At 32.5% G+C, this 1,132-nt stretch carries 2 protein-coding genes; one reads left to right on the forward strand and one right to left on the reverse strand.

What is annotated here, in order from left to right; genetic code table 11:
* Positions 1 to 419, forward strand: a 419-nt coding sequence (locus IDG60_RS15265; protein WP_481906098.1) for an FTR1 family protein, incomplete at its 5' end; no start/stop codon positions are given.
* A gap of 91 nt (positions 420 to 510) precedes the next feature.
* Here the strand turns inward: IDG60_RS15265 and tatC are convergent.
* On the reverse strand, positions 511 to 1,132 hold a 622-nt coding region (tatC, locus tag IDG60_RS15270), incomplete at its 5' end, for a twin-arginine translocase subunit TatC (protein ID WP_206160873.1).

The raw sequence follows: 1,132 nt of genomic DNA on the forward strand, positions 1-1,132 counted from the left end.
ATGGTAATTTGGTATTGTTAGCGACGATTGGTTTAATATCTGTGTTGCGTGAAGGTGTTGAGGTTATCATTTTCTATATGGGGATGATAGGTGAGCTAGCGACAAAAGATTTTATTATTGGTATTGCTTTAGCTATCGTTATATTAATTATCTTTGCGTTATTATTTAGATTTATCGTCAGATTGATACCTATATTCTATATATTTAGAGTGTTGTCGATTTTTATTTTTATTATGGGATTCAAAATGCTTGGCGTAAGTATTCAAAAGTTACAATTATTAGGTGCTATGCCGAGACATGTCATTGAAGGATTCCCAACGATTAACTGGTTAGGATTCTATCCAACTTATGAACCATTGATAGCACAAGCTGCCTATATTATGGTAGTTGCTATCTTAATCTTTAAATTTAAAAAATAAAAAACAGGCCGAGTGCCTGTTTTTTTGTTGCGATGTTGGAAATATTCGGTATTGCAGTATAACGATAATCACAGCATTAATTCTTATAAGATTAATGTGTTGGCGGTTTGCCTCGGTATGTAAATTTAACGATGAACGTACTGAACTCAAAGAGCAATATGAGTGGCAATGTGAGTAATATATTTAATGTTAAATCGGGTGGTGCAATGATACTTGCTAATACAAAGCAAGCGAAATAAATATATTTTCGATAATGCTTCAATGATGTGGTATCTATAAGACCGAATTTTGCAAGTCCTATGAATAATATTGGTAATTGAAATAGAATGCCAAATGTGAATAACCAACGTATAAGTTCAATCAAATATGCTTTAAAGCCAATGACAGGCGAAATGTTTAAAGTTAATGATAATTTTAACGCGAATTGAATGATCATTGGAAAGCCAACATAAAATGCAAAAGCGACACCAAAAATAAATAAAAGTACGCTAAAAAAGCTATATTTATAAATAAATTGGCGCTCATTATTATGCAAACCAGGCGCAACAAACGCCCACAATTGATAAAACATAACCGGTGAAATGAGACAAAACGCGATGAAAAATATAATCATCACGTATATTTGGATCATTTCTGTGAATGAAAATGCATGTAAGGACACATGTGCACGGGTAATATACGTTATGAATGGTGTCATCCACCAAAATGATGAA

It is taken from the genome of Staphylococcus sp. EG-SA-2 (assembly GCF_017152085.1).